This is a genomic window from Algibacter sp. Ld11 (genome assembly GCF_045066735.1).
Lineage (GTDB): Bacteria > Bacteroidota > Bacteroidia > Flavobacteriales > Flavobacteriaceae > Algibacter.
The window spans coordinates 23,328-45,041 of sequence record NZ_JBISHH010000021.1 but is presented as its reverse complement, the minus strand read 5'-3'; the positions used below and the strand labels follow the sequence as shown (position 1 = coordinate 45,041).

Sequence of the window (21,714 nt, the reverse complement as noted above, 5' to 3'; positions counted from 1 at the left end):
ATAAAAAGCAAAGCTGAGATGAGGTTTTTAAACAAATAGAAAAATTGGTTGTAAAATAATATAAAATTTGAGTGGTTTCCATAAAATAATTTTTAAAAACACGAGTATGTTCGCGGTGTCTCAATTAATTGGAATTGGGGCTCGGTTAATTTGTAATAAAGTTGCGGCGGTTCTTATTGGACCGGCAGGAATAGGTGTTTTGGGTTTAATTGATAATATATTGAGGTTAATTCATGGTGTAACAAACTTTGGAATAGCATCAAGTAGTGTTAGGGAGATTGCTTTATTAGATAATGAAAAAGAACAATCTAATGAGAAATCAGGAAGGCTTATAAAAATAGTTTATAAATGGGCTATATTTACGGGTGTTCTTGGAGTTATGGGGCTTGTTTTATTCTCAAAACAGGTTAGTCTTGTTGTATTTCAAACCGATACCAAATACCTATGGGTCATTGGCTTGAGTTCATATTTTTTGTTTAACTCTATTTCTTCAATTCGTCTTGCTGTTTTACAAGCAAAGAAAAAGGTAAAAAAAATTGTTTTATACAATATATTTTCAACCGTTATCTCTGCTGTTATATCTATTGTAGCATATTATATTTATGGTATAGATGGTATAATTCCTGCTATTGTAATAAGTACTATATCTAATTTTTTGTTAAGTATTTATTTTACGAAATCTATAGCTGTTAGTGAAGTTAAAATTGCTGCAAATCAGGTCTTTAAAGAAGGTTTGCCTATTGCTAAATTAGGTTTGTTACTCTCTACGAGTGCTGTGTTTGGTCAATTATGTTTTTATATTATTAGATGGTACTTAATCGAATATCATTCATATGAAATATTAGGTGTTTATCAAGTAGGTAATACTTTTTTAGTAGGGTATATAGGGTTGGTTTTTGCGGCAATGTCTAATGATTTCTACCCAAGGCTATGTAACTTTGAAGAAGATAAAGAGCAATTTGACGCCTTGGTAAACGACCAGACTGAATTAGCTTTGTTAGTAGTTGTTCCTGCTATTTTAGTGTTATATGTAATGGCACCTTACTTAATACCTATTCTATATTCTAATGAGTTTTTAGATGTTCTATTGATATTAAAAATAGGATTAATAAGTGTGGTTTTAAAAGCTATCGCATGGCCAATTGGTTTTATTGCGCTCATAAAAGGGAATAAAGCTCTTTTTCTTAAACAGAATCTTTTATCAAATAGTGTTAACGTTATAGGTTCTTTAATCGGGTTTTATTATTTCGGGCTTTTAGGGCTAGGTATAGCCATGGTCGTTATGTTTTTAGTATATGGCGTTTATACTTATGTAACAGTGGTTAGGTATTATAATTTTAAATATAGAAAAGATACCTTGCATATTATGCTCGCTTCCTTGTTGCTGTGTTTGTTGGTGTTATCTGTGTTTTTGGTGTACGAGTTTAAAGGTTTTAATTTGGTGTTAGCTGTAATAGCCAGTTTTTCAATGCTGTATTCTTTTTTTAAACTGAGACACCGACTTATAAAATAATGCAAATAGAATTAATAGATTATAATTTAATGTTTTCTATATTTAAATTTCAGTAATAGAATATAGTATTTTGCAATTAATAAAATATTTAGAATTTTATAGTTTTGTTTTAGCTCTAACTGTATTTTTTCAATAGAGGCAAGATCCTCTTCTTTAGTCAAATTCATTTTCAAAGTCTTTTTTACAATTAGGTATGTAGAGTGTTTAAACTTGAATACGTTTTTATTAAATCTAGAGTAATTTATATTTCCTAAGGAGCTTTTTAGTTTTATTCTTTCAACTAAAATATTTTCTATGTAAAGTATATTGTATTTACGCGCTACTCTTAACCATAAGTCGTAATCTTCATAAACTAATTGCTCATCATAACCGCCTAGTTCGTTGAAAACAGAAGTGTTAATTAGCGCACTTACTGAGCAAATGGTATTGGAGTGATTCAGTATTTCTTTGTAAATAAGTCCGTCTCCTGGCTTTATTGTTTTTTTGCGTTGAGAAAACTTATTATAATAAATGTATGTTTTATCGTTTTGTTTATCAATAACTTTTGCGTTGCCGTAAACAATGCCTATCAAATTGTTAGGGTAATTTTTATAAACCGAAAGTTGAGTTTCAATACAATTTGGTAACAAAACATCATCTGCGGCTAAATCGATAAAAAATGCACCTTTTACATTTTTAAATGATGTGTTTACCGATTTTGTAAGCCCAAGATTTTTAGTGTTTTTAATAAATAGACCGGTTTGGTTTTTTAAAATCCATTTGTCAATTATTTCTACAGAATCGTCATCACTACAATCATCAATAATTATTAGTTGAATGTTTTTATGGGTTTGGTTAATAACCGAATTTAGAGCTTTTTCAATATGCTTACTATGGTTGTAACAAGAGCAAATTACAGTTACCAAATAATTTAGATTAGACATAGCACCGATTTATAATCAAAAAAGCAATTTTTTTTATTTGTTTAAGTTTACTTTAGTACACTTACAAATATACTATGAGTTTTAGCTATATAATTATATTTGTATGCAAATTTGCAATTCTATAAAATGGCGGATAATAAAACAAAGAGTGTATGTATAATTGTTGATTGCCTAACAGGCGGTGGAGCAGAAAAGGCGGCCTCGGTATTATCAAAATCTTTTCATGATGCAAAATTTGAGGTTTCTATTATTGTTATGCAAGGTGGTATAACTTATGATTTTAAAGGAGAACTTCATGACTTAGGTGGTATTACTCATAATATTTCTATTTTTCAGTCTGTTAAAAAACTGTTTGTGCTTAAAAAAGTGTACAATAAAATTAATGCAGATTTCTATTTAGATTTCAGAATTAAAAACAATTTTTTTCGAGAACTTATTTTTCACCTTTTTGTATATCGTATTAAAAAAACAGTTTTAACAATTCATTCTTATAGAGTTTATAATTATTTGCCACAGCATATTCTGTTTTATAAGTTATATAATAGAGCAAAGGCTGTAGTTGTTGTTTCTGAGGGTATATATGATAAAACAAAGCAATTGTTCGATTTTAAAAATTTGAAATATATACCCAATTTTTATAACGGTGATATCGTTATAAAAAGTGAAGAAAGAATAGAAACCGGAGATAAGTCTTTTATCGTTGCAGTAGGACGATTAAAAAATGAAGTGAAGCAATTCGATAAATTAGTATTGGCTTACAAAGATACCTTACCTGCTAAAAACGGGATTCCCCTTTATATTTTGGGAAGTGGTAAAGATAAAGATGCATTAGAGCAAATTATTTTGAATAATAGTTTAAGCGATAAGGTGAAGTTGTTGGGGTTTAAAGATAACCCTTATCCTTACATTAAATCGAGTCAGTTTTTATTGTTGTCTAGTAAGTTGGAAGGATTTCCAATGGTTTTATTGGAATCATTAGCTTTAGGATCTCCAGTAATTTCTTTTGATTGCAAATCTGGCCCTTCCGAGATAATTATTAATAATAAAAACGGACTTTTAGTTAAAGATCAGGATTTTGGTGCATTTTCAAAAGCTATTGATAAGATGTATTCTGATAAAGAATTATATGTAAATTGCAAGGAAAACAGTAAAACTTCAGTTTATAAATATTCAGGTAATGAGGTTTTTAAGGGTTGGGTAGAATTATTAAATAGTCCTTCAAACTTGTAATATATTTTGAGCAAAAAGAAAATTTGTGTTGTTGTAAACTCGTTAGGGAAAGGTGGGGCCGAGCGTTCTTCTGCATTACTATCTATAATGCTAGATGGGTTGGGTTATGATGTGCATATTGTTTCTGTTTTAAAAGATGTAGATTACCAATATGCAGGCAAACTGCTGAACCTTGGAGAATTAAAGGAGCAGGATAACTCAATTAAGGGAAGGATTAATAGGTTTTTAGTATTTAAAAAATATATCAAAAAGCAGCAATTCGACTTTGTTATAGATAACAGAGTGAGGCAGTCTATAGTGACCGAGTTTTTAACACGTGTAATGCTTTATAGAAAGACGAAAATTATTTACGTAGTTCGAAGTAGAAATTTAGCATCATATTTTACTGAAAGTGTGTTTTTTGGGGAAAAAATTTTTCGAGAAGCGTATGCTTATGTTGGAGTCTCCGAAGAAATTAAAAATGAAATTATTAGTGTTTATAAGTTTAGCAACGTAGTAAAAATTAATAATCCTGTAGAAATTGATACGAATACAGTATCGGCTCATGAAATTATAGATTTTGAGGATGATTATGTGTTGTTTTATGGAAGGTTAAAAGATAAAGTAAAAAATATTTCTTTGTTAATTGATGCCTATAAAATGTCAGTTTTACCTAAAAATAATATTAAACTCTTAATTTTAGGTAGTGGTGAAGATTTAGAAATGCTTAAGCTTAAAGCAAATACGGATATGGTGGTGTTTAAGCCTTTTACGAGCAATCCTTTTCCATATGTAAAACATGCAAAATTTTGTTGCTTAACGAGTAGGTTTGAGGGTTTTCCAAGAGTATTAATTGAATCATTATCAATAGGAACGCCTGTGATATCTGTTAAATGTTCTGGTGCCGGAGAAATTGTTATAAACGAATTCAACGGTTTACTAGTTGAGAATAATAATAAGAAAATTTTATCAGAGGCGATGGATAGGTTTGTTTTAAATAAAGACCTTTATGAAAAATGTAAACAAAATTCTATAAACAGTATAAAACACCTTTCTTTGTTAAGCCTTGCAGACAAATGGGATAATTTATTAAAAAATACTAATGATTAATAAAACAATTAAAGATATTGAAATTATAGATATTCCTAAAATTAATGATCCAAGAGGGAATCTTTCTGTAATAGAAAAAAACACATTGCCTTTCGAGATTAAGCGGGTTTATTATTTGTACGATGTGCCAAGTGATGCTTATCGAGGGGGACACGCGCATAAAGAGCAACAGGCGGTGCTTATTGCGCTTAGTGGTAGTTTTGATGTGAAATTAGATGATGGTGTGAATGTTACCACTATTATGTTGAATAAACCCAATAAAGGATTGCTAATTCCTGTCGGTATATGGAGGGAGTTAGATAATTTTTCATCAGGTTCTATATGCTTAGTATTAGCTTCGGATGTGTTTGATGAAAAAGAATATATAAGAGATTATAAAGCCTTTATTTTATCTAAAAGTTAGTTTGTTTATTGGTATAAATGAAGAAAGATACCTTTTTTGTCTAAAAAATCTTTAACGTACCTTATTAACCTTGTAACAATAAAAGGTGAGTGAAAAATAACTTTTTGTTTGAGGTTAAGGTTGTTCTGGTCAATTTTTTTATAAAGTAATTTACTCGTAGTGTTTTTGCGGTTCTCCTTATAGTTTAATGCCACCGAATACCTGTTTTGATCCATATATCTTTTAAAATCAATATTTTGCTTCTCGAAAGATTTATATTTTGCAAAAAGGAGTACTCGATCTTTAACTAAAGGGCTTTTGGATAGGCTTATATTGTTTTTGTTATAAGTATAAGTTTCAGAGTTATTGTCAATTGCTATTTTGTATTTCAAAGCTAATGAAATCCATAAATCTGTGTCCTGTCCAGATCTCATGTTTGTGTCAAAGCATACGTTTTTTCCAAATACATTTGCCTGAATTGCGTTATTACCTGTATGTAAAACAGGATCTAAACGAGAAGCCTCGAAAAAATTATCTATGTATCCTCTATATTGCTTATCAATATTGTAAAAGTTGAGTTTTTTAAAAGAAGTTTTAGAGAATTGAATATTATAGGCAGTACAATAAATTTGAGCTTCAGGGTAGTCAACGCTTAATTGATGCAAGTTTTCTAAATGAGTATTCTGCCAAAGATCGTCGGCATCTAAAAACGCAACATATTCCGAGTTACCTTTGCTAATTCCATAATTTCTAGCATGAGATACACCTTGGTTTTTAGTATGGTATAATTGTATTCTTGGGTCTGTAATATGCTCTAAAACAACTGTGCTGTTATCAGTACTACCATCATTAATGATAAGAACTTCAAAATCTGTAAAAGTTTGGTTAAGGACACTTCGTAGTGTCTTTTCAATAAAATGTTCTTTATTATATAATGGTATTATTACAGAGAAAAACGGCATTAGCTTTTGTTTTGTTTTAACGTGCAGAAATATCCTAATCTGTAAAAATCATATAGAAAAAGAGATGGGTAGTTAGATTGAAAGTTTAAATTTAATACAGGCTTTATTCCTTTGTACAAAAAAGAAATTATTCCGGTTAGTTTATATTTTTCTAATTTTATGTAAGCGCGAGAAAGATTGTAGTGATTCTTGTCTATTTTTTTTGAATTTAGCAAAGTAATTAAATTCTGTATAGCTTGTTCTGTTTTATTAATAAAAGTAGCGGAGTCGTCTAGAGCATCATGAATTACAGGGTTTTTTATGTGATGCATCTCATAGTTTTTCATTATTAAAGTGTTGAAAAACACGACATCTTCACACCCGTATTTTTTAATGGTTTCATCAAAAGGGTTCGATAATATTATGTCTTTTTTTATTAAAAAATTAGAGGAGCAAATTACTTTGTTTTTAGAGGCGGTGGTTTCATGACCTTCTCGATTTTTAGTATACAGCCACCTTAGTTTGTAGGGCTTTTTGGGAGAAGTTTTTAAATGAGTCATGCCCCCGATTATCACATCATGATGTAATTGTGAAATATAGTTTTTAATAAATCTTTTGTTTTTCGGAAAAGTCCCTGCATCAATAAATAGTAAATTATTGAATTTGGCATCTTTACTAAGTAAATTTCTAATTGCACTACGTCCAATATTGGTTGGTAAAGCCTTAAAATCACAATTTATTCTATTTGTAATAGAACTATTATATTCATTTAATTTAGAGTGCGAGCCATCATCATAAACTAATATTTCATAATTTATTTCTAACCGATTAAGCTGTTCCTTAATTTCTTCAACTAAAGGAACAATGTTGTAATTATAGGTTGGGATTAATACGGATAGCATTTTAGTGAAAAATATTGTAACGAAAATACAGATTTTAATGTTAAAGCTTTAAATTGCATGGACTAATGTAAAACTTTTTAAGTGAAAACTGAAGAAATATCAAATCTCATTTATGCTAAAATTTTGAGTGTAAAAGATGAGTTGTCTAAAAACTATATCGCTTCAAAAGAGGGGGTTGGTTATTTTTATATAGATAATCTTTTGCCAGAAGATTTAGCTAGGCAATGTTTTTCTGTTTTTCCTGATAAGTTAGAGATGCGCTGTTTAAATAGTATACGGGAGTATAAGTATGTTTCGGCACAAATGAATAAGCATAATCCTCTTTTGGAAAAAGTATTATATGCTTTTCAAGATGAAAAAATAATTAAATTAATAGGTGATATTTGTAATATTAAATCACTTTATGCAGATGAATCTTTATATGCAGGAGGCTTATCTTTAATGGCAAAAGATAATTTTTTACATCCACACTTAGATAATTCTCATGATGCCGAACGCGAGCGCTGGAGGGTGCTTAATTTATTGTATTATGTTACTCCAGAGTGGAATGAAGACAATGGAGGGCATTTAGAGCTCTGGCCCAATGGCCCAAAAAATGAGCCTACGATAATAGGTAGCAAATTCAACAGACTTGTAGTAATGGCTACGCATGACACCTCCTGGCATTCGGTAAATAAAGTAACAGTAGATAGCAGTCGTTGTTGTATTTCTAACTACTATTTTAGTGATAACGCATTAAAACCAACTGATAAATTTCATGTAACTAAATATAGAGGTCGGCCAAAAGATACCTTCACTAATATCGTTTTAGATTGTGATGCTAGTTTGCGGATGTTATTGAGAAAGGTATTTAAAAAAGGAGTTCGTAAAAACCCGCATATTTACAAAAAGGATAACTAACTTTTTCTTTGCACCACCTCGTAAACAGCATTCTCATCACACTTAAGTGTTTTACTTGGGTATTTTAAAAGAAGAGCGTAATCGTGCGTTGCCATAAGTATGGTGTTGCCGTTCTTATTAATGTCTTGCAAAACTTCCATAACCTCAATACTCGTTTGTGGATCTAAATTACCAGTAGGCTCATCGGCCAAAATAAGTTCAGGGTTATTAAGTAAAGCGCGAGCAATAGCAACACGTTGTTGCTCGCCACCAGAAAGCTCGTGCGGATATTTAAAACCTTTAGTTTTCATATCTACTTTATTCAAAACCTCTTCAACACGAGTATTCATTTCAGCTTTCACTTTCCATCCTGTAGCCTTTAAAACAAATATCAAGTTGTCGTTTATAGTTCTATCTGGAAGTAATTTAAAATCCTGAAAAACCACACCTAATTTTCGGCGTAAAAACGGAATTTCCTTTTCTTTTAAGGTCTTTAAATTAAAATCTACAATGTTACCTTCACCTTTTGTAAGCGGTAAATCACCATAAAGCGTTTTCATAAAACTACTTTTTCCTGTTCCTGTTTTTCCAATTAAATATACAAACTCGCCTTTGTTAATTTCAACATTAACATCAGAAAGCACTAAACTTTCACCTTGAAAAATAGACGCGTTTTTTAATTCTAAAATGGCATTCGACATAAAAGCAGATTTTTAAAGTGCTGTAAATGTATTATTAAAAACTGAAAAGTTGAAAGTTAAGTAAGGAAATTTTGTTACAGCTTTTAGCTGAGTAATTTTAATTTCGGTTTTTAAATTTATTAAAGCCAAATGATTTCAATTTTTAACACTACTATTTATAATTATGGCACGATTATTTCGTTATAGATTTAATATTCAATTATCTTTGATTTTAAATTAAAAAACGCATTGTTAATGATTAAAAATAATATTTTTTCACTGCTGGTTGTTATTGGTTTTAGTTGTCAGGTTATGGCGCAAAAATCGGCTGTTTACACCAGTAATTTGGTAGAGTATCAAAAGGCATTATCACTTTATAATAATCAACAATATCTTGCAGCAAAATCGCTGTTTACTAACGTTGAAAAAACGGCAGAAGAAGATGTTTTGCAATCCGATTGTGCCTATTATATAGCCAATTGTGCGGTAAGGTTAAATCAGCAAAATGCAGATCAACTTATCGAAGATTTTGTAGAAGATTATCCAACAAGCACTAAAAGAAATACTGCTTTTGTAGATGTGGCCGATTATTATTTCGTTAACGGAAAATATGCTTATGCCCGAAAATGGTATCAAAAAGTAGATGTAAATGCTTTGGGTAAATCTGAAAAAGAAAAATTTTACTTTAATAATGGTTATACTGCCTTTACTACAAAGCAATTTAAGGATGCTAAAAAGTATTTAACTAAAATAGAAAACTCTCAAGAATACGGATCGCAAGCTAAATATTACATTGGTTTTATGGCTTATGAAGGAGATGATTATGATAAGGCGAACGAATATTTTGAGCAAGTAAATGACCAGGAACGTTACAAAGAGAAATTATCATATTATCAAGCAGATTTGCACTTTAAACTGGGTAAATTCGAAGAAGCCATTAAGTTAGCTAAAGCGCAATTAAGCAAAAGTGATGATGATGAGGTTTCCGAACTTTCTAAAATTATTGGAGAGAGTTATTTCAACCTCGAACAATATGCAGATGCTATTCCTTATTTAACGGCATACAAAGGGAAAAAAGGAGAAAGAGATCGCGTAGGGAAATGGAGTAATACGGATTACTACCAATTAGGCTATGCTTATTACAAGCAAGGTGATTTTGAAAATGCAGTTTCCGAATTCAATAAAATTATTGGTGGTAAAAATTCAATTGCTCAAAATGCATATTATCATTTAGGTGAAAGTTATATTAATTTAGGGAAAAAGCAAGAAGCCTTAAACGCTTTTAAAAATGCCTCAGAAATGGATTTTAATTTGAAAATTCAAGAAGATGCTTGGCTCAATTATGCTAAAATTAGTTACGAAATTGGAAACTCTTATCAATCGGCACCACAGGTGTTAGCGAGTTATTTAGATAAATATCCAAATACAAGTTATAAGGAAGAAGTGGAAACACTTCTAATAGATTCTTACATCACGTCAAAAAATTATACGGAAGCGCTTAAGTTATTAGAAGGCAAACGTAGTTTCGAAAATAAAGTAGCTTATCAAAAAGTTGCATTTTACCGTGGATTGGAATTGTATAACGAAAATAAATTTAAAGAAGCTTCGGAGCTTTTTAATGGCTCTTTAAAAGAACAACAAGACCAAAGGTTTACGGCAAGAGCAACATTTTGGAAAGCCGAAACAGATTATAATCTTACAAATTACGACGATGCGTTAATAAGTTTTAAACAATTTCAGCAGCAAAATGAAGCCGCTTCAACTATAGAGTTTGAGAACTTAGATTATAATTTAGCCTATACTTACTTTAAGTTAAAAAATTACGAGCAGGCAACAAATTACTTTAACCAATTTATTTCGAATAAAAAAGATGATAAAGTTAGGTTGAACGATGCGTATTTACGTTTGGGTGATGGGCATTTTGTTTCAAGTCAGTATAATAGTGCTATAGCTGCTTATAAAAATGCTATTAAATTGAATGAAATAGAATCGGATTACGCTTTTTTCCAAAAAGCAATAAGCACAGGCTATGCTGGTGATTCTTCTGGGAAAATAAAAGAGCTTAACAATTTTATTTCTGAATATCCAAAATCTAAACTTCGTGATGATGCTATGTTCGAGTTAGGCAATTCTTATGTAAAAGCAAACGATACGGATAAAGCTATGCAAATTTACGATAGGTTAGCAAGTGAATATAGAATGAGTTCTTTTGTGCCAAAAGGTTTATTGCGCCAAGGTTTGGTATATTATAATGCTAGTCAAAACGAGCAAGCGTTAGTGAAATTTAAAAAAGTAGCAAACGATTATGCGGGCACTCCTGAAGCTGTGCAAGCAGTAGCTACGGCAAGGTTAATTTATATAGATTTAGGTCGTGTAGACGAATATGCGGTTTGGGTTAAGCAATTGGACTATGTTGAAGTTACTGATGCAGATTTAGATAATGCTACTTATGAGGCTGCGGAAAAACAGTATTTGGATAATAATACGGATAGGGCTATTACGCAGTTTAATAAATATTTAAGTGAATTTCCACGTGGGTTACATGCTTTACAATCGCATTTTTATGTTGCACAACTTTACTCAAAGAAGAATTTGTTAGAGAATGCAGCACCGCATTACAAATATGTTGTTGATGCATTACGAAGCGAATACACCGAGGAAGCTTTAGTTAAGCTATCGCAATTTTATTTAAGTTCAAAAAACTGGAATAAAGCCATGCCTATTCTGGCAAGATTAGAGAGCGAGGCAAATTTTCCTCAAAACGTTGTGTTTGCACAATCTAATTTAATGAAAGCTAATTATGAATTAGATAAGTATAATGAAGCTGTTGCTTATGCAGAGAAGGTGCTTAAAAATTCTAAAATTGATAATAAAATTCAAGCAGATGCTCAAGTTATAATTGCACGTTCGGCTATTAAAACAAACAATGAAGATTTAGCAAAAACAGCATATGCCGAAGTAGAAAAAGTTGCTACAGGAGAAACTGCTGCCGAAGCTTTATATTATAATGCCTATTTTAAAAATAAAGAAGGCAAGCACGAGGCTTCTAATGTTTCTGTGCAAAAACTGGCTAAAGATTTCTCAGGATATAAATATTATAGTGCGAAGGGATTAGTGCTAATGGCCAAGAATTTTTATGCTTTAAATGATGCTTTTCAAGCCACATATATTTTAGAAAGTGTGATTACAAATTTTAAAGAGTTTGATGAGGTTGTTGCAGAAGCTAAAGCAGAATTAAGTAAAATTAAAAAAGAGGAAGCTAAAACCAATTCATCTATTTTACCAGAAGAATAGTTTTATTAAGAGCCATATAAGTGGTTTTGGAATTTCAATCTTACAATTTAATTAAGAAATAAAAATTATAAAATATGCGTAAGCACATCAATAGATTATTAACCGTTGCAACTACATGTTTAGCAACACTTGGGTATGCACAAAGTAAACAAAATGATACTTTAAACACAGGTGTTATTGACGTTATTAAACCATATGCGCCATCAATTTCTGATGCTTTTAAAGTAAAAGAAGCACCAACTTTAGACGATGCGACAACCGAAACAAAAAAAGAGATTAAATATAATATCTTTTCATTTCCAGTAGCGTCAACCTTTACGCCATCAAAAGGAAAAGCTGCAGTTGTAGAGAAAGCCAAACCTGTTAAGCTTTTTGATAATTATGCTACACTCGGTGTTGGTAGTTATACTACTATTTTGGGTGAGGTTTATTTAAATCATGCTATTAGTCGTAACGAAAGTGTTGGTGGTTATGTAAGTCATCACTCTTCAGCGGGAGATATCGAAGGTGTAGAATTCGATAATGGTTTTTCAGATTCAAAAATTAATGTTAATTATTCTAGTCGTATGCGAGATATGGCTTGGAATGTAGAAGGTGGTTTTCAATATTCAAACTACAATTGGTATGGTGTTCCAGAGTCTCAAACAGCCTTTGCTAAAGACGATAATATAGATGTTAATCATGCATTTTATAATGCACATCTAGGAGGTGATATTAGTTTTGAAGATACTTATATTAATTCAGGAAGTGTATTTTTTAGACGCTTTGCCGATAATCAAAGTTCGGGAGAAAATCGTTTTATAGCAAAAGGAAAAGTGGATGTTCCGGTTAATGGTGAAGAGATTTCAACGGAAGTTAAAGTGGATTATTTAGGCGGGAGCTTTAGTAATTTGTACTCTGGATTTGGCAGTATAGATTATGGTAATTTTCAAGTAGGTATTATGCCAAGCTATCAACTTATTAGAGATGATTTAACATTAAATCTTGGGGTTTCGGCGTATTATATGAATAATACAGAAAGCGGATCTAACAATTTTTATATCTATCCAAACATTACAGCAACCTACAGGGTGGTTAGCGATGTGGTAATTGCATATGGTGGTATTCAAGGTGATTTAGAACAAAATTCTTATTATGATTTTGCTACCGAAAACCCATTTGTTTCTCCAACATTATTTATTTCACCAACAGATAAACAATACAATGCATATGTTGGTTTAAAAGGAAAGCTTTCTAGCACTATGAGTTATAACGTTAACGGAAGTTATATTTCAAATAAAAACAAAGCCCTATTTATATCCAACGAAATTACCCGCTCTTTTGAGGATTATACCTATGGAAACTCGTTTGGAGTTGTTTACGATGATATTAATACTTTTGGAGTATCAGGTGAAATAAATGTAGATATTAACCGAAACTTTAACTTAGGTTTAAAAGCAGAATATTTTAGTTACTCTAGCGATACTGAATCTGAAGCATGGAATTTGCCAGACGTAAAAGGGTCTCTGTTTTTAGATTATCAAATCGATCAAAACTGGTTTGCAGGAGCTAATTTGTTTTACACAGGCGAACGTAAAGATCAATTTTTCTTAACAACATCAACACCAGAAACTATTACTTTGGATAGTTATTTTGATGCGAACGCACATGTTGGTTATCATGTAACAGAGCAAATTTCAGTATTTGCAAAAGCAAATAATATAGCCAATAATAATTACGAACGTTGGCAAAATACACCTGTTCAGGCTATTCAGTTTTTAGCAGGAGCAACATTTAAATTTGATTTTTAAGATACATTTAGTTGGCGTTTCTGCGAAAGCGATAAATGTTTAAAAATATAATATATAGAAAAGCTAAGGTTTCATTTTTTGGAACTTTAGCTTTTTTTATTGAATAAAAAGCAGAGGTTAAAGTCCAGGGGGCGATTGTGATACGTTCTAATGTCGCTATGACAAAAATATTCAAAGATGCGTAAACGTTAGTGATTTCGACTTAAGAAGAAATTATATAAAGCTTAATATTACAATAGGCTTATATGCTATAAAATATTGAGTTAATAAATATTTAAACTATTTAAAATGCGTCAATTGAGCCAAATAATCGAAATGTTCACCTTCCCTTATAATATCGCATTTAAGACCAACCGTTTCACAAGCCAATTTTAAAGTTTCAAAATCTAGATATAACCATTTAATTGGGGTTTCATCTTCATTTTTGTAAGATAAAAAATAATCTAATTCACCATAGTAATTCGAGTTGCTATCCATCCAGTAACCGCCATCTTCATCTTCATACATGTATTTGATATCCGATGAATCCATTAAAATTTGTCCGCCAGAATTAAGCAACTTTTTCAGGTGAGTTAAATATTTTGAAACTTGAGATAATTCTTGAAAAATTCCGGTACCATTCATTAATAATAAAATGGTGTCAAACGTTTCAGTTTCATCTAAAATGTTTTTTATTTCAGCATTTACAACACCACGAAGTTTAGCAACTTCAATGGCGCCTTTAGAAACGTCGATAGCTTTAACTTTTTTATTGTTTTCTTGTAAATACAAACTATGGCTTCCTGAGCCACAGCCAACATCTAAAATTTCGCCTTTGGCTAGTTTCAACGCTTTTTGTTCTAGTTTAGGCATCTCTTCGAATGTGCGAAATAAATAGGGTAGCGGTAAAGCATCATCACCAGAAATACTTGTAGATGTTATAATGTCTTCAGTATAGTTTCCGTTTTGGTAATCTAATAAGGCTTGTCCGAAAAGGTCTTTCATAAAAAAGCGAGTTTCATTTCCACGAAAGTGAAAAGGGCATCAATTAAAATTGTTATTTTTGCGCCATGCAAGACATTATTAATAATCTTCCAAAGCAGGCCAAAGATAAGCATAACGAGAATAAAAAATTCTTCACAAAGCTAAAAAAGAAGTCGCCCAAAAATTTAGATTACGTTATGCAAGATTTGCATGAACAAGAGTTTAAACGTACCGATTGTTTGGAGTGTGCCAACTGTTGTAAAACCACTGGGCCGCTATTTACAGATAAAGATGTAGATAGAATTGCTAAACATTTTAGAATGAAAACACAGCAATTTATATCCCAGTTTTTGCGTGTAGATGATGAGAATGATTATGTTTTGAAAAGTGTGCCGTGTACCTTTTTAGGTGCCGATAATTATTGCTCCATTTACGATGTGCGTCCAAAAGCGTGCCGTGAGTTTCCGCATACAGATAGAAGTAAGTTTCAACAAATTTCGCATCTTACTTTAAAAAACGTGGCTATTTGTCCGGCTGCATTTAATATTGTAGAAGAAATGAAAAAACGCATTAAGGTTTAGTGTTGTAGGTTGGGTGTTGCTTTGTTAGCCTTGGCATAATAACTTTTTTACTATATTGTAAAACAAAAACAACCACTCTTGCAAACTTTTCTAAACTATTTCGAGACTATACCATCATCACACCGCAGTATAATTTTAGTTGGAGGCTTGGCCTTTTTCTGGATTTTAGAAGGTGCGGTGCCATTATTTAAGTTTAATTATAAAAAATGGGAGCATGCTGCGCCCAACATTTTTTTTACTTTAACTACAGTCGTTATTAATTTTGCGTTAGCTTTTTTACTACTTAACTCAGCCGATTGGGTGATGGCTAACGATTTTGGGATTTTAAACTGGTTACCAGAAATGCCGCTATGGTTGTACATTATTCTAGGTGTATTTTTAATGGACTTTTTTGGAGCCTATTTAGCGCATTTTGTAGAGCATAAAGTGCCTATGTTATGGATGGTGCATTTAGTACATCATTCCGATCATAAAGTCGATACAACTACGGCCAATAGACACCATCCTTTGGAAAGTGTTATTCGTTTTATGTTTACACTATTGGGGGTTTTTGTTATTGGAGCTCCAATTGGTATTGTTATGCTATATCAATCAATGTCTTTGGTGGCTACGCAGTTTACACATGCTAATATTAAGTTACCAAAAAGTGTCGATAAAATAATGAGTTATGTATTGGTGTCGCCCGATATGCATAAGGTGCACCACCACTATATGTTGCCTTATACCGATTCTAATTACGGAAATATATTTTCGGTTTGGGATAGATTACTTGGTACTTATATGGATTTTGATCGTGAGAAGTTAATTTATGGCGTTGATGTTTTTCCAGATGAAAAAGCGAACGGAAATATAAAAGAACTCTTAAAACAGCCTTTTAAAAAATACGAAAGACCAACTATAATTTCTGATAAAGATTAATACTTTTTTATTTTGAAACATTGCAAGATTGATATTCAGGGGCATCGTGGTTGTCGCGGTTTGTTACCCGAAAATAGTATGCCGGCATTTTTAAAAGCATTAGATTTAGGTGTGGACACCTTAGAGTTGGATGTGGCAGTTTCTAAAGATAAAATAGTTGTTGTTAGCCATGAACCTTATATGAATCCTGTGATTTGCTTAAGTCCTAATGGTGACGCTATTTTAGATGAAGATGCTAAGAAGTATAATTTGTATCAAATGACTTTAGCCGATATTCAACAATTTGATTGTGGTTCTAAATATCATCCTAAATTCCCAAATCAGGAAAAAGTAAAAACATACAAGCCATCTTTATCTGAAGTTTTAAAAGAAACTAAAAAAATAAATCCGGCAATAAAATTCAATATTGAAATAAAATCAGATCCGAAGTATTATGATGTTTTTACTCCAAAACCTAAAGAATTTGTAGCATTAGTTTTAGATGTTCTAAATGAAAACAACGCTTGTAATGAAACCAATTTACAAAGTTTCGATTTACAAATTTTAGAAGAAATAAAAATTCAATCGCCTAAAATGGAGGCTGCCCTTTTGGTAGAGGACGATGAGGTTATTTTAGAGAAACTTAATAAAATGAGTTATTTGCCTGCTATTATAAGTCCCTATTACAAGTTGATAAATAAAGACACAGTTAGTGATCTACAAAATAGAGGTTTTAAAGTGATACCATGGACGGTTAACACCGAACAAGATATGCAGCTTATGATAGACTATAACGTAAACGGGATTATTACCGATTATCCAGATAGACTCATTACTGTTTTAAAATAATACGTTTAAATTTTACTCGTATATTAAATACTTCGAGCGTGTTTTAGCAAAAGCATCTAAACCTGTCTTCCAAGTCAATTTAATCTTCTCAGCGCTTAATCCAGATTCAATTTGTTGTTGTAATTTTTTTGTTCCAGCTAGTTTCGTGAAAAACGAATTGAAGAATTCTGTTTTATTTCCTGTGTGGTTGTAAGCTTTTATCAGCCAATTTAAATTAAGAGTATTTAGGTTTTCGGCTTTAGTTAAGTTTTCACCATAACATAATTTGTTTTCATATTTTGGATGCTTAGCACCATGATTGGGTTGCGGTGTAAACTGAAAAGAAAACTGTACTTTATTTAAAAACGGACTCCCAAAAATTTGAAATTGTGTTTCCGTTCCACGACCAGCACTTACATTGGTGCCTTCAAAAAAACAAAGGCTAGGGTAAAGGTTTATCGATTTATCGTTTGGTAAATTCGGGCTAGGTTTTATAGGTAAGCTATATTCTAGGTTATGGTTATAGTTTTTCACTGGGATAACTTGTAACTCACAGGTAATACCTTGGCTTAACCATTTTTCACCATTAATCATGTTTGCATATTCACCAATCGTCATACCGTGTACAGTTGGTATAGGGTGCATCCCAACGAAACTTTTATGAGCTGTTTCTAAAATAGGACCATCAAAATAATGTCCGTTAGGGTTCGGTCTATCTAAAATTAAAACAGGAATATTCTGCTCGGCACAAGCTTCCATTACATAATGTAAACTCGAAATGTAAGTGTAAAAACGAGCACCAACATCTTGAATGTCAAAAACAACTAAGTCTAAGTTTTTCAATTGCTCTACCGAAGGTTTTTTGTTTTTTCCGTAAAGGGAAACTATCGGTAAGTTGGTTTTTATATCTACACCATCTTTAATAACTTCGCCAGCGTCTGCCGTGCCTCTAAATCCATGTTCTGGTGCGAAAACCGTTTTAATATCAACATTTAAGGCAAGTAGGGAATCTACTAAATGTACGTTTGTATCCCCTTCAAAAATAACACTAGTTTGGTTGGCAACAATACCAATGCGTTTCCCTTTAAGTATTGATAAATATTGTGAGGTTTGGTTTGCACCAACAACTATATTTTTAACGGTTTTGGTTTGTTTAGAAGTTTCATATTCTAAAACTGTTAAGCTTTCCGACTTCGATTTCGTGACATTCCCACAAGAAATCATTACTAAAACAAATAATAAAACAGTATTTTTGAAAACATTTAATAGCATAATAAATTTTGAATTACGAGTTTTTTTTAGCCAAACGCATTATTGGTAGTAAAGCGTATAAAAGTAGTGTATCGGCACCAATAATAAAAATTGGTATTGCCGCTATTGCTATTGGTATTGTGGTCATGATGATTGCCATTGCTACAGGTATTGGTTTGCAACAAAAAATTCGTGATAAAGTGGTCGCTTTCAATGGGCATGTTACCATTAGTAATTTCGATAGTAATAACTCACAAGAAAGTATCGTGCCAATCTCTAAAAATCAGGAGTTTTATCCAGAGTTTAAAGAGGTTGATGGTATAAAGCACGTACAAGCCGTAGCAACAAAATTCGGAATCATTAGAACAGAAACCGATTTCGAAGGGGCCGTGTTTAAAGGTGTCGGTCAAGATTTCGATTGGAGTTACTTTCAAGAATTTCTTGTAGAAGGCAAACTACCAAGCTTTACCAAAAAATGGAGCGAAGAGGTTTTAATTTCGCAATATTTAGCCGATAGGCTAGGTTTTAAGGTTGGTGAAAAATTTCAGATGGTATTTGCAAAAGACGATACCGAAAAAGCACCAAACATTATATCATTCCAAATTGTAGGTATTTATAATTCCGGTTTTCAGGAGTTAGATCAACAATATTTATTAGGGAACATTCGCCATATACAACGTATTAATAATTGGGAAGAAGACCAAATAGGGAACTTCGAAGTTTTTATTTCCGATTATTCAGAACTTGATAGAAAAGGTATCGAAATTTACCAAAACACACCGTCTACACTCAACACGATTACCGTAAGTAATAAGTACAGTTCCATTTTTGAGTGGATAAAAATATTCGATAAAAATATTTATGGCATTATCGGTATTATGATTCTAGTAGCAGGTATAAACATGATTACTGCACTACTCGTTTTAATACTCGAACGTACGCAAATGATAGGGATTTTAAAAGCCCTCGGAAGTAACAATTGGAGTATACGTAAACTTTTTCTATACAATGCATCCTACCTTATTTTACTAGGTTTATTTTGGGGTAACTTGCTCGGTTTAGGGCTGCTGTTTGCGCAAAAATATTTCAAACTATTTCCATTAGATCCAAGCGTGTATTACGTATCCGAAGCTCCAGTATATATAAGTTTAAGTTATATAGTTGCGCTAAATATAGGGACACTAATTCTGTGTTTACTTATGCTTTTAATACCCTCGTATATTATTACAAAAATATCTCCAGTAAAAGCCATTAGGTTCCAGTAAATTTTAAAATTTTGGGCGCTACCCCAAGGGTCGGGCTTTCACTACTCGCTCCCTCCTAAAAAGTCAGGGAGCTCAAACAAACCGTTCAATCCCTAGCGCATTATCAGCCAAGGTCCTGTTTATTGTTACGTTTTTTTAAATTCTACTAGGGTTACTTATTATTTTCAATATCACTAATATGGTGCTCTAGAGCCTTAACTGAAATTTGAATTTCAATAATTAAAAGCGATAACGAAGCGATTAACAAAAGAAGCGCCAAGCCAAACACCCAAACAGCAATAGCGTTTTGCTGTATATAAATTAAAAACATAGTCATTACACATAGCAGTAAACTCGAAATACCGAAAATTTGCATGCTTCGCGTTAAATACAAACGCTTCTTTATATTCTGTATTTGTGCCATTAACACACTGTCTTTTTTCTCCGTATACTTGTCGTGCAAGTTTCTAATAGTTGCGGCGTAAGCTAAAAACCTGTTGGTATATGCTAACATAATTAAGGAAATAGCCGAAAATAAAAGAGCAGGAGTAGTAAGTGTAAGTTGTTCCATAATGTAATTTTGTACTAGGTGGCAAAGTTAGCAATTTAATTAAACCTTAAGATTATTGCTTAGCTGTGTTACTATACTAAAATTCAATTTTTAATTTCATTTGGAAATTTTAAACTGGTATTCTATCTTTAAAAAATGCAAGAAGATTTTCTACACTACATCTGGAAATTCAAGAAATTTGAAACTCAAAGTTTAAAAACGGAGGCAAAGCAGGTAGTTAACATAACTTCTGTTGGGCAGCATAACTTTAATTCTGGGCCAGATTTTTTCAATGCAAAATTAACTATCGACGGGCAGCTTTGGGCTGGAAATGTTGAAATCCATATAAAATCATCCGATTGGTATTTGCACAATCACGAACAAGACCTAGCTTACGATGGTGTTATTCTACACGTAGTTTGGGAGCATGATACCGAGATTTTTAGAAAAGATAATACGCCTATTCCAACCTTAGTATTGCGTGATTATATTGATTTTACACTTTTAAACAATTATAAAAAGCTTTTTGCAAAACAAAACACATGGATTAATTGTGAAAACGATTTTGTAAATACCCAAGATTTTGTTTTAACCAATTGGCTAGAGCGCTTGTATTTTGAAAGGCTAGAACGAAAAGCAGGAGCTATTGAATTGCTTTTGCAAGAATCTAAAAACGATTGGGAAGCCGTGCTTTTTAAAATGCTTGCCAAAAACTTTGGGCTAAAAGTAAATGGAGATGCTTTTTTAAGTTTAGCGCAATCGGTCGATTTTTCGGTGGTTAGAAAATCACAATCTAATTTGCAAAGTTTAGAAGCCTTATTGTTTGGACAAGCTAATTTATTGTCAGAACCTTTGGAAGATGCTTACTATATAAGTTTATCAAAAGAATACAGTTTTTTAAAACAGAAGTTTCAGCTTAAAGAAAATCAAGTATTGCCATTACAGTTTTTTAGATTACGGCCACCAAATTTTCCAACCATACGACTGTCTCAATTCGCAAATTTATATCATGAGCATCAAAATTTATTTTCTAAAGTAATCGAGCTCGATAAGCTCGAAGATTTCTATAAACTCTTTAATGTTTCAACTTCCGAGTTTTGGAAAACACATTATACGTTTCAAAAATCATCTAAATCTTCAACAAAAGCCATTACAAAAGCATTCACAGATTTATTGTTAATAAACACGATTCTTCCTTTAAAATTTTGTTATGCTAAACAAAAAGGGCAAGATATAGATGGCTCCATTTTAAAGATAGCTTCAGAAATCAATTCAGAAAAAAATAGTATTATCGATGCTTTTAATAAACTAAAAAAAGTGTCTAATTCGGCCTTTCAATCACAATCGCTTATTCAATTAAAAACAGAGTATTGCGATAAAAACAAATGTTTACAATGTGCCGTTGGAAATTCACTTTTAACTAAATAGTTATTGTTTTTCTAAGGATTTCAATATTTCACAGGGTATTGTTATTAATATTAAGAAAGCGTTAAATATTTCAACCTAATAGCTTTTAAACAAAAAAAGGAATCCTTAAATTGCAGGCATGAACAATATCTATAAACCTTTATTGTTTTTTCAGAAGCATGGTTATTACGTATGCCAGCGTATTGCCGATCGTTTTGGTATTCGTGCAAAGGTGGTGAGAACCTCTTTTATGTATGTTACGTTTGTTACGGTTGGTTTTGGTTTTGCTCTGTATTTGTTTCTTGCTTTTTGGATGCGTATAAAAGATTTAATTTACACCAAACGCTCTTCGGTTTTCGACCTATAATTT

General features: G+C 31.8%; 20 protein-coding genes. 13 read left to right on the top strand and 7 right to left on the bottom strand.

Going from position 1 to position 21,714, the window contains the following annotated elements; genetic code table 11:
* Nucleotides 1-67: 67 nt before the first annotated feature.
* Nucleotides 68-1,513: an oligosaccharide flippase family protein gene (locus tag ACJJV4_RS07865; protein ID WP_405293144.1), complete on the top strand. Its 1,446-nt coding sequence runs from the start codon at nt 68-70 to the stop codon at nt 1,511-1,513.
* A 26-nt stretch (nt 1,514-1,539) separates the two neighbouring features.
* Here the strand turns inward: ACJJV4_RS07865 and ACJJV4_RS07860 are convergent, their stop codons facing one another.
* A complete protein-coding gene (locus tag ACJJV4_RS07860) occupies nt 1,540-2,436 on the bottom strand; it encodes a glycosyltransferase (RefSeq protein ID WP_405293142.1) in 897 nt (298 codons plus the stop codon).
* A gap of 126 nt (nt 2,437-2,562) precedes the next feature.
* Between ACJJV4_RS07860 and ACJJV4_RS07855 the strand changes: the two genes are divergently transcribed.
* The 3 genes from ACJJV4_RS07855 to ACJJV4_RS07845 are packed head-to-tail and all read left to right on the top strand — an operon-like array spanning nt 2,563 to nt 5,158.
* The gene (locus ACJJV4_RS07855) at nt 2,563-3,666 is read left to right on the top strand and encodes a glycosyltransferase (protein WP_405293140.1); all 1,104 of its coding nucleotides are present in this window, start codon (nt 2,563-2,565) and stop codon (nt 3,664-3,666) included.
* 6 nt (nt 3,667-3,672) lie between these two features.
* Nucleotides 3,673-4,755 carry a glycosyltransferase gene (locus tag ACJJV4_RS07850; RefSeq protein ID WP_405293138.1) on the top strand — a complete coding sequence of 361 codons (1,083 nt, stop codon included), beginning with the start codon at nt 3,673-3,675 and terminating at the stop codon, nt 4,753-4,755.
* Complete coding sequence (locus ACJJV4_RS07845) at nt 4,748-5,158, top strand: sugar 3,4-ketoisomerase (RefSeq protein ID WP_405293136.1); 411 nt, start codon at nt 4,748-4,750, stop codon at nt 5,156-5,158. Before ACJJV4_RS07850 ends, ACJJV4_RS07845 begins: the two co-directional genes overlap by 8 nt.
* Nucleotides 5,159-5,163: 5 nt before the next feature.
* Here ACJJV4_RS07845 and ACJJV4_RS07840 read toward each other — a convergent pair whose 3' ends face one another.
* Both ACJJV4_RS07840 and ACJJV4_RS07835 read right to left on the bottom strand, forming a co-directional pair.
* Nucleotides 5,164-6,099, bottom strand: coding sequence for a glycosyltransferase family 2 protein (locus ACJJV4_RS07840; RefSeq protein ID WP_405293134.1), 936 nt, complete (start codon nt 6,097-6,099; stop codon nt 5,164-5,166).
* A complete protein-coding gene (locus ACJJV4_RS07835; RefSeq protein WP_405293132.1) occupies nt 6,099-6,980 on the bottom strand; it encodes a glycosyltransferase family 2 protein in 882 nt (293 codons plus the stop codon). Before ACJJV4_RS07835 ends, ACJJV4_RS07840 begins: the two co-directional genes overlap by 1 nt.
* Before the next feature lie 81 nt (nt 6,981-7,061).
* On the opposite strand from ACJJV4_RS07835, the gene ACJJV4_RS07830 reads away from it, so the two are divergent.
* Nucleotides 7,062-7,880, top strand: a complete 819-nt coding sequence (locus tag ACJJV4_RS07830; protein ID WP_405293130.1) for a 2OG-Fe(II) oxygenase — start codon at nt 7,062-7,064, stop codon at nt 7,878-7,880.
* Here the strand turns inward: ACJJV4_RS07830 and ACJJV4_RS07825 are convergent.
* On the bottom strand, nt 7,877-8,560 hold the full coding sequence (locus tag ACJJV4_RS07825; RefSeq protein WP_405293128.1) for a cell division ATP-binding protein FtsE: 684 nt from the start codon (nt 8,558-8,560) through the stop codon (nt 7,877-7,879). The two genes, ACJJV4_RS07830 and ACJJV4_RS07825, sit on opposite strands and share 4 nt — an antisense overlap.
* Before the next feature lie 234 nt (nt 8,561-8,794).
* On the opposite strand from ACJJV4_RS07825, the gene ACJJV4_RS07820 reads away from it, so the two are divergent.
* Nucleotides 8,795-11,833: a tetratricopeptide repeat protein gene (locus ACJJV4_RS07820; RefSeq protein WP_405293126.1), complete on the top strand. Its 3,039-nt coding sequence runs from the start codon at nt 8,795-8,797 to the stop codon at nt 11,831-11,833.
* Nucleotides 11,834-11,907: 74 nt separating this feature from the next.
* A complete protein-coding gene (locus tag ACJJV4_RS07815; protein WP_405293124.1) occupies nt 11,908-13,623 on the top strand; it encodes a TonB-dependent receptor in 1,716 nt (571 codons plus the stop codon).
* Nucleotides 13,624-13,902: 279 nt separating this feature from the next.
* Here the strand turns inward: ACJJV4_RS07815 and ACJJV4_RS07810 are convergent, their stop codons facing one another.
* Nucleotides 13,903-14,607, bottom strand: a complete 705-nt coding sequence (locus ACJJV4_RS07810; protein WP_405293122.1) for a class I SAM-dependent methyltransferase — start codon at nt 14,605-14,607, stop codon at nt 13,903-13,905.
* A gap of 65 nt (nt 14,608-14,672) precedes the next feature.
* On the opposite strand from ACJJV4_RS07810, the gene ACJJV4_RS07805 reads away from it, so the two are divergent.
* The 3 genes from ACJJV4_RS07805 to ACJJV4_RS07795 all read left to right on the top strand — a co-directional run bounded on the left by ACJJV4_RS07805 (nt 14,673) and on the right by ACJJV4_RS07795 (nt 16,913).
* Nucleotides 14,673-15,167 carry a YkgJ family cysteine cluster protein gene (locus ACJJV4_RS07805; protein ID WP_405293120.1) on the top strand — a complete coding sequence of 165 codons (495 nt, stop codon included), beginning with the start codon at nt 14,673-14,675 and terminating at the stop codon, nt 15,165-15,167.
* A gap of 78 nt (nt 15,168-15,245) precedes the next feature.
* Nucleotides 15,246-16,085: a sterol desaturase family protein gene (locus tag ACJJV4_RS07800; protein WP_405293118.1), complete on the top strand. Its 840-nt coding sequence runs from the start codon at nt 15,246-15,248 to the stop codon at nt 16,083-16,085.
* A 12-nt stretch (nt 16,086-16,097) separates the two neighbouring features.
* Nucleotides 16,098-16,913, top strand: a complete 816-nt coding sequence (locus ACJJV4_RS07795; RefSeq protein WP_405293116.1) for a glycerophosphodiester phosphodiesterase family protein — start codon at nt 16,098-16,100, stop codon at nt 16,911-16,913.
* A gap of 12 nt (nt 16,914-16,925) precedes the next feature.
* On the opposite strand, the gene ACJJV4_RS07790 is transcribed toward ACJJV4_RS07795, so the two are convergent.
* Nucleotides 16,926-18,164: an exo-beta-N-acetylmuramidase NamZ domain-containing protein gene (locus tag ACJJV4_RS07790; protein ID WP_405293114.1), complete on the bottom strand. Its 1,239-nt coding sequence runs from the start codon at nt 18,162-18,164 to the stop codon at nt 16,926-16,928.
* 8 nt (nt 18,165-18,172) lie between these two features.
* Here ACJJV4_RS07790 and ACJJV4_RS07785 point away from each other — a divergent pair, with 8 nt between their 5' ends.
* Nucleotides 18,173-19,408: an ABC transporter permease gene (locus tag ACJJV4_RS07785; RefSeq protein WP_405293112.1), complete on the top strand. Its 1,236-nt coding sequence runs from the start codon at nt 18,173-18,175 to the stop codon at nt 19,406-19,408.
* A 151-nt stretch (nt 19,409-19,559) separates the two neighbouring features.
* On the opposite strand, the gene ACJJV4_RS07780 is transcribed toward ACJJV4_RS07785, so the two are convergent.
* Nucleotides 19,560-19,958 carry a DUF2721 domain-containing protein gene (locus ACJJV4_RS07780; RefSeq protein ID WP_133969388.1) on the bottom strand — a complete coding sequence of 133 codons (399 nt, stop codon included), beginning with the start codon at nt 19,956-19,958 and terminating at the stop codon, nt 19,560-19,562.
* Nucleotides 19,959-20,093: 135 nt separating this feature from the next.
* Here ACJJV4_RS07780 and ACJJV4_RS07775 point away from each other — a divergent pair, with 135 nt between their 5' ends.
* Nucleotides 20,094-21,365: a DUF2851 family protein gene (locus ACJJV4_RS07775; RefSeq protein ID WP_405293110.1), complete on the top strand. Its 1,272-nt coding sequence runs from the start codon at nt 20,094-20,096 to the stop codon at nt 21,363-21,365.
* 118 nt (nt 21,366-21,483) lie between these two features.
* Nucleotides 21,484-21,711 carry a PspC domain-containing protein gene (locus ACJJV4_RS07770; protein ID WP_042499311.1) on the top strand — a complete coding sequence of 76 codons (228 nt, stop codon included), beginning with the start codon at nt 21,484-21,486 and terminating at the stop codon, nt 21,709-21,711.
* The last annotated feature ends 3 nt before the right edge of the window (nt 21,712-21,714 follow it).